The organism is Streptococcus sp. HMSC063B03 (assembly GCF_001836965.1).
Taxonomy (GTDB): Bacteria; Bacillota; Bacilli; order Lactobacillales; family Streptococcaceae; genus Streptococcus; species Streptococcus pneumoniae_F.
The window spans coordinates 1-7749 of the sequence record NZ_KV831030.1; the positions used below are offsets into that span (position 1 = coordinate 1).

Here is a 7749-nt window from a genome sequence, read left to right on the forward strand (position 1 = left end):
CATTAACTGGAACTTCGACTGTAATCACTTTTCCGTTTGGCAATTCAACCGTTACTTTAACCGGGTCTTTCTTACCTGGTGTTGTCAAGTCTGGAATGTTTTCTACATTCGTTACTTTTCCACCTTCTGGAATCTTGATGCCTTTAGTGTAATCCTCTGGTGTTAACGGAGTATTTGTTACTGGTGTTTCAATTTCCTTAACAGGTGTTACATTAACTGGAACTTCGACTGTAATCACTTTTCCATTTGGCAATTCCACAGTGACTTTAACCGGATCTTTCTTACCTGGAGTTGTCAAGTCTGGAATGTTTTCTACATTCGTGACTTTTCCACCTTCTGGAATCTTAATTCCTTTAGTATAATCCTCTGGCGTTAATGGTGTTGTTGTTACTGGTGTTTCAATTGAGACTGGAACGACTTCTACTACGTTAACAGGTACAGGTACCTCTTTAGTCGCAACTACTTTACCATCTTTCACATACTCTACCACTACTGTCGCTGGGGTTTGTACACCAGCTGTTGCTGTCGGTGGTACTGTTCCAGTTTTAACTTCTGTAACTGTTACAGTAACTCCTGATGGAAGCCCCTTCACGTTATTAGCTGCTTTTTCAGCCTGTTCTTTAATAGCTTTTTCTAGTTCTTGCTTATCACTATCTTTAAGAACTGTTACACCTTCTGGGGTTACTTTTGGTAATACTGTCACTGGGACTTTTACTGTCTCTTCACCATTTGCATACTTAACTTTAGTTGTTACTGTTACATCGGTTGCTCCAACTTTATCCTTTGTATCTGGTAAATCAGCTTCTGTTGGATCTTGTACTGTTCCACCTTGTCCTGGTGTTACTGCATCTTTTACTTTAGCTATTTCAGGTTTGTCGCCTTCAACAACGTATACTTGATCAGCATTTGAACCAACTACACTTACAGTAATTTCTGCATCTTTTGTATACTTAATGCCATCTACTGTATAGGTTACTGGGACTTTTACAGTTCCTTTGTTTGTTCCTGCTTCCGATGTAATGGTTGCAAGCACTTCTTCTGTAATCGCTCCAACTTCTACATCTTTGGCACCATCTGGTAATTTAGCTTTGAAGTCTGCTGAGTTTGCTACTTCTTCTGCTTTAGCTTTAGCTACTTCTTTAACTTTATCTGTAGTTTCACCTTTTGGTACGGTTACTTCACCTTTAGCAACTGGCAATACTGTCACTGGCACTTTCACTTGTTCTGGATCTTTAATTCCGTCGTAAGTTACAGGGACAGTTACTTCTTTCTTACCTGTTGTTTTTGTTAGGTCTTCTGGAATTACAGGATTACCCTTTGTTCCATCAGTTCCTGGTGTTACTGCATCTTGGACAGTTTTAGCTTCTACTGTATCACCTTCAAAGACTACCAATGGTTTTGGTGTTGATCCTACTACTGTTACAGGAACTTCTACTTCTTTAGAACCAACTACACGGCCTTTATCATCAGTATATTCAACAACTACCTTAGCTGGTTTTTGTTCTCCTGTCGCAGTTGTTTCAGGTTTTTCTTTCACTTCTTTAACAGTTACTGTTACACCTGCAGGGATATTATCTTTTGGTAATGCATCCACCACTTCTTGAGCTTTTGCTTTAACCGTTGCTTCTAAATCCGTACTATCTTTAAGTACTCTTACACCTGTTGGTTTGACTACTGGTAGAACTTTAACAACCGTAGGGACTTCTACCAGTTTATCTTCACCATCTTTCGCAACTACTGTTACTTTCTTATCTCCAGGTGTTGTTGTGTCTACATCACCATCTTTATAGGTGAACTTAGTTCCTTCTGGATATTGTTCAGGATTAATACTTTCACTTGCATCTGGTTGTGGTTTAGCAGGGTCTTCAAAGACATATTGCACTTCAGGATCTACTACCACAACTTTAGCTGGAACTTTAACAATCGTATCTTCACCAACTTTAGCTACAACGACTACATCTTTCTCTCCCGATGTAGTTGTATCTACTGGAGTTTCATAAGTAAATTCCGTTCCATCTGGATATTCACCCGGTGTGATACTTTGTTTAGCTTCTGGTTGTTTATTAGCTTTATCAGCCACAACGTATTGTGGAATACTGTCAACTACACGTACTGTTGCTGGAACTCTTACTAGTTCATTTCCATTTTCATCAGTAACAATAACCTTAACCCCTTTATCTCCAGGTGTTGTTGTATCTGGTTCTTTTTCGTAAGTGAATTTAGAACCAGCTGGATAATCATCTGGATTGATACTATCTTCTGCTTTTGGAGCTTCTTTTGGATCTACTGGGACAATTTGTGGATATCCTTCAACAACTTTAATCGGTACATTAACAGTTTCTTCACGTTTATTATCCCCTGAACCGTATGTCACTGTTACAGGAGCTGTTAACGTTTCATCACCAACTTTATCAGTTGTATCAGGAAGTTTAGTTTCATCTACTGTTTTCTCATTTCCTTTAGTAGTAACCGCATCTTTTAATTTTTCTGAAGATGGTTTATCTCCTTCTACTACATAAACAGGTTTGGCAGTTGAAACTTGTGGTTTAACTTTAATTGTAAACTCTTGATCTATTTCTTTCTTAGTATCAAACGTTGGATCCTGATCAAATGGATTATCTACAATATCATATCCCATAGATTTCAAAACATCAACACGCGCTTGAACTTTTTCTTCTGGAATTTTATCTCCTGATTTACCAGTAAGATCATCAATATTATATTTCGTATCTAATGGTGTTTCAACACCTTCATCATCTACTGAAACAAATTTAACTTTTGCTTTTTGATCATCTTTGTCATAGGTAATCTTGATGTTTGTTTTTGGATCCGTAATTTTCGGTGGTTTATATCCTTGTTCTGGATTTGCAGGATTTACTGGTTCTAATGGTGTTCCATTTCCATCTTTCGGAGTATATCCATCTTTATGAGGAATAATTTCCGTAATTTCTCCTGTTTTCGTTGGATCGTTTGGATCATTAGGGAATGGAATTGGTTCTCCATCTTTACCTGTTGCTGGATCTACTGGAATCCAACTTCCAATCTTCGTATAAGTAACTTTATCAGTTTCATCAGGAATTACTTTTGTATCTTTTGCAGGAGTTACTGCTTCTTTCGCTGGAACTTCTTTTTTATCTGCAATATATCCTGGTAGAACATCTACTCCAACTTTATCCCATGTTTTATTTGGACTTTCCCAATCAGTATAGCTTACTTCTTTTGTGACAAGATTAACGGTTGCTTTTCTTGTGAATGGCACCGTTTGAACAGTATCATCCTTAGCTTTTTCTTCAGCTGCTGTATCTGAATCTTTCTTCACATATGAAATCACACGTTTAGCTGTTGTATTCAAGTCAGATTCAGCTAATCCCTCAGGCCATTTAAGTTCTGGGGTATCCCCACTTGGATCTACTGGACTATCTTTTTCATGTGGTGTTGATGAAGGTACTTCAATGATTCTAGGTTTAACCACAATTTTAAATGTTTGAGAAGGTGCTGATGAACCATCTGTTGGGTTAATATCTTCCTTGTCATCAAAAATTGGATGATGATTATCCTGAGTATTATAGTCATCACTTTCTACTTCATAACCTTGATTCTTAAGTTCTTTGATTTTGTTTTCAACATCTGTACTTGCTGGTAATTCTGAACCAGATTTTCCTGTTAAATCAAAGCTAGAAACTACTTCATTTGCGGCTCCATCGACTTTCTTCTCAATCACTACTTTAGCTGTTTGAGTAGAAGGTGTATATGTAATTGGTGATTCCCCAAATTTATCCGTTGGTGTAAATCCATCTGGAACTTTATAGCCTTGAGTTGGATCATTTGGATTTTTCGGTGTCAATTCTTGTCCATTATATACTGGAGTATAACCTGGAACATATGGAATTGTTATCGTGCTAAAATCACCTGGAACCGTTGGATCATTCGGGTTATTTGGATAAGAAATCTTATCTGGTGCTCCTTGTGGTTTCTTTCCTGCTGGGTACTCAGGTACAAATGAACCAATTTCTTTATAAAGAACTTTCTTCACTTCAGAAGTTGCTGTTCCATTTTGTGCTGGCTTAGGAGCATCTTTTTCTGGAACAAGTTTATCCGCATTATCCACTAATAAATAATTATTAATAACTGGAGATTCAACTGAGTTATACTTACCATTAGTACCATCTGCTTTAGCATCAGTTAGTTTATCCGCTTCATTGTAAACTTCCCAATCAGAGTAAGTTACTTCTTTTGTTTCAGGATTAACTGTTGCTGTACGTTTGTAAGTTACTTTTTGCACCTTTTCAGCATATAAAGGAGTAGCATTATCTTTGTTTGCATCTTCTTCTTTTAGATACTTAATTGTACGTGTAACTTCTTTAACTAAGTCCTCACGAGTAACTCCTGCTGGATATTTACCAAGATTTTCATCTCCTTCTTTTACAGGTGTATCTGCTGTTTTTGGAGATACTGGAGCTGTTGTGCTTGGATTTGTTGGATCAGTTGTTACTGTAGGGTCTACTTTAATTAAGTCTAAGACATGAACAGTGACATTTGTTTCTGTTGATTTCTTACCTTCACTATCAGTTGATTGAACTTTTACAGTGTAATCTCCAACTTTAGTTGTATCTAGATTACCTGCATCACTTACTGCGATTGTTGGTTTAGTAGAATCAACACCATCACGATCATCTTCTAAGTCAGTTGCAGATGGTTTCGCTTTTTCTAGAACTTTATTATTATTCCATTTGTCAGCTTCTTTTGTTTTATAAACATATAAATCTTTTTTCTCAACTGCTACTGTTGGAGCTTCGTTTAGAACATTAGCATAAGCTGGATCTGATTCGTTACCTGCTTTATCAAGCACAGTAACTTTGATACGTTTGTCAGGATTTGTTGTCTCATTCGCTTCTGTCAAATCTGTCCCTTTTGGAACTGGTACAACTAATTTACCATCGCGTACTTCAACTTTTGTTTCACCAATATACCAACCGTCTTCTTTTTTGTTTAAAGTAATTGGGGTTTTACTATTTGGTAACATAACTTTCATTGAAGTTACTCCACCAATAGCTTCTTTAATATTGTCTACCTCAGTATCAGCATCACGGTCCGTTCCATTGTTTCTATCATTGTCAGCGATATCTTGTTTTTCTCTAGGTACATCTGTTAAATTAGTATCTTTTTCTGTTGGGACAGAAATTAATAATTCTGTTGGTTGATTTTTATCAGTTTTTTCTCCATTAATGCTATCAGTATGAACTGGTTCCACAGTAGGAGTTACTGGTTTAATCGTATCGATGTAAATTGTTTTGTTGTAGTAGTAATCTGGATTGTCTGTATTTCCTAGTGCATTAAATGTATTTCTATATGGACTATTTGGATTTACAACACCTGTATTTTCTAATACTCTGTTGCCTTGTAAATCTGTAAATCCTTCTTTAATTTCTGCAGTTACCTTAAAAGTAGCTGTCCCTTTGAAATTTTTTGCCGTTGTGAAATCAATACCGAATGTTCTTGTCCCATTCTTTGCTGGATCTGAATCCCCTGCATTGAATTTCAATCTAAGCGTTCTTGTAGCTTCATCATACGATACGACTTGGAAAGGACCAGGCCAATTCCATTCATTTGCTTTTTTTAGAGAATCTTTTAATTCGACACCTTCAGGAATTTTAATTGTGTATTCATAAGCGCCGTACGTTGGTAACCCACCAACGTTTTTCACAGTAACTCTTAATTGACCGGATTCTTTGTCTTTATAGAGAGTGTCTTCTCCATAAGAGGATGTAGCATTATTACGAACAACATCTGTTGTCATTTCTAATGCAGCACCAACAGCTAAGTTGACCCCACCTACAAAATATCCATCTTCAATTTCTGATTTACCATTTACTGGATAGGTCTTTTTAAATGCTGGTCCATCCTCTAGTGCCTTAATTGTTATTTTAATTTTTTTAGTCGTATTTGGAGTATTAATAATCGTTCTCCAGAATCCGAAACCATTACCATTCCCTCCATCACCATACGGAGTCGAAACGTGTGTTGTTTCACTATTATTATTCGCATCTTTCAGTGTTGTTAAAACTTCACCTGTGTCTGCATCTGTAACTGTGATTTCTACTTTTTCACCAGTACCAGCAGTCCCCATATTCCCATATGCACCACCCGTTAATGCACTAAGATATAATCTAGAATTCGGATTGACATTAAATTCTTTCGAAATTTGTGTACCTTTTTTATTTAACTGAATATAATAGCCTTTACCGACAGCAGAATGTTCTGCATTATTTAAAGGAACACCAGGTACACTTGAGTAGTTGACACCATTTGCATAGTTTTGATTAGCTTTATTAGGCGCTAAAGGATTGTCTGGAGTAGGAGTATCGTTATACTGTCTATCAATACTTCCATTATTATCGTAAACTTTAGATGGTTTTGGTTCAAATCCAGCAGGTCTATCAGCCGCAACTTCTGTTGGAGCTTCTGGTTTAATAGCTGTTACATAATTATTTGTACCTTCTATCTTCCAACCATCAATTTCATTTTCGATTCGTTTTTCTTTCCAATTGTAAGTAATTTTCCCTAACTTCACTGGGGCTGGATTTGGACTACTAGCATTATTTCTTGAATATTGATTTTCAACAGTTGCGGATTTTGTTTCAACATCTGGAGTATTGAAATCAATATCCCCAAATTGATTTTTCAAACTTGAAATAACGTTATCTACTGGGTTAGCTCCTACCCCCCTCTTATTATTACTTGTAGGACCTTCCGCTGCTTGTTCCCCTACACCAGTAGGAGTCGCTCTAAACCCACTTTCCCCTTTACCAGGAATTGCTTTTCCGTTTCGTGGATCTTGGTTTTTATTTGTTTTTTCTACTTTAGCTTCTGTTTCTGATTTATCTTCTACAGCAGGAGACACTTTTGGCATGCTCTCAATTACAAAAGCCTTTTCTCCTAATCTTGCAACAGTTTTATCTACCTCTGCCTGAGTTGCTTTGTCATTTGCTGATAAAGCTTGAGCTTCTAATAGTGCTGCCTTTGCATCCTCAATAATTTTTGATGTTTTATTACTAATTTCAACTTTATCGATAGCTGATTGAATACGTGAAATCGCTTCTAATAACTTACTGAAGTCTACCTTTGCAATATTTTCTGGTGCTACCCTATCTTCATTAACTAAAGCTTCAGCTGAAGTTACTACTGGTTTAGAAACTGGATCTTTAGAAGGAATTTCTTTTCCCTTAGCATCAGGGCTCGCAACATTCTCTTCGTGATTTAGGTTTTCTTGAGATGGCGATGACTGTTGATTAGACAAATTTGAGCTCGTTCTTGCATCGTTTCCTTGAATAGTGTCAGCTTTTGCAGTGGCTCCACCTCCAAACATCATAAGCGCAGCAATCGCTACCGATGCTGCACCGAAACTATACTTTCGGATTGAAAATCGTTGAACCTTTTGTCCATGATATTTTTTTATTCGTGAGTACATTACTACTCCTTTTCTTATATTTTTATTTACACCAAGAAAAGTCAGTAAAATCCTTAAATAGATACTAAGAAAATCCCTGACTTCACCTATTGTATAATATATATAATAACTCTATCTATTCACTATGTCAAGCAATTCGATATTTTAATCGATGTTGATATATAAAAAAGCAAAGATAATTAATAGCTTCAGAAATATGATTAATAACTTTCAAAAAAGCTTAAAAATTACCTCATATTTACATAGAAAAAGGAGCGGATATGATATCCTACTCCTTATTC

Annotated in this window: 1 protein-coding gene; it reads right to left on the reverse strand. The window is 36.4% G+C overall.

Going from position 1 to position 7749, the window contains the following annotated elements:
- Positions 1-7468: mucin-binding protein (locus HMPREF2628_RS04445; RefSeq protein ID WP_142350493.1), on the reverse strand; the 7468-nt coding region annotated here is incomplete at its 3' end.
- Positions 7469-7749: the final 281 nt, after the last annotated feature.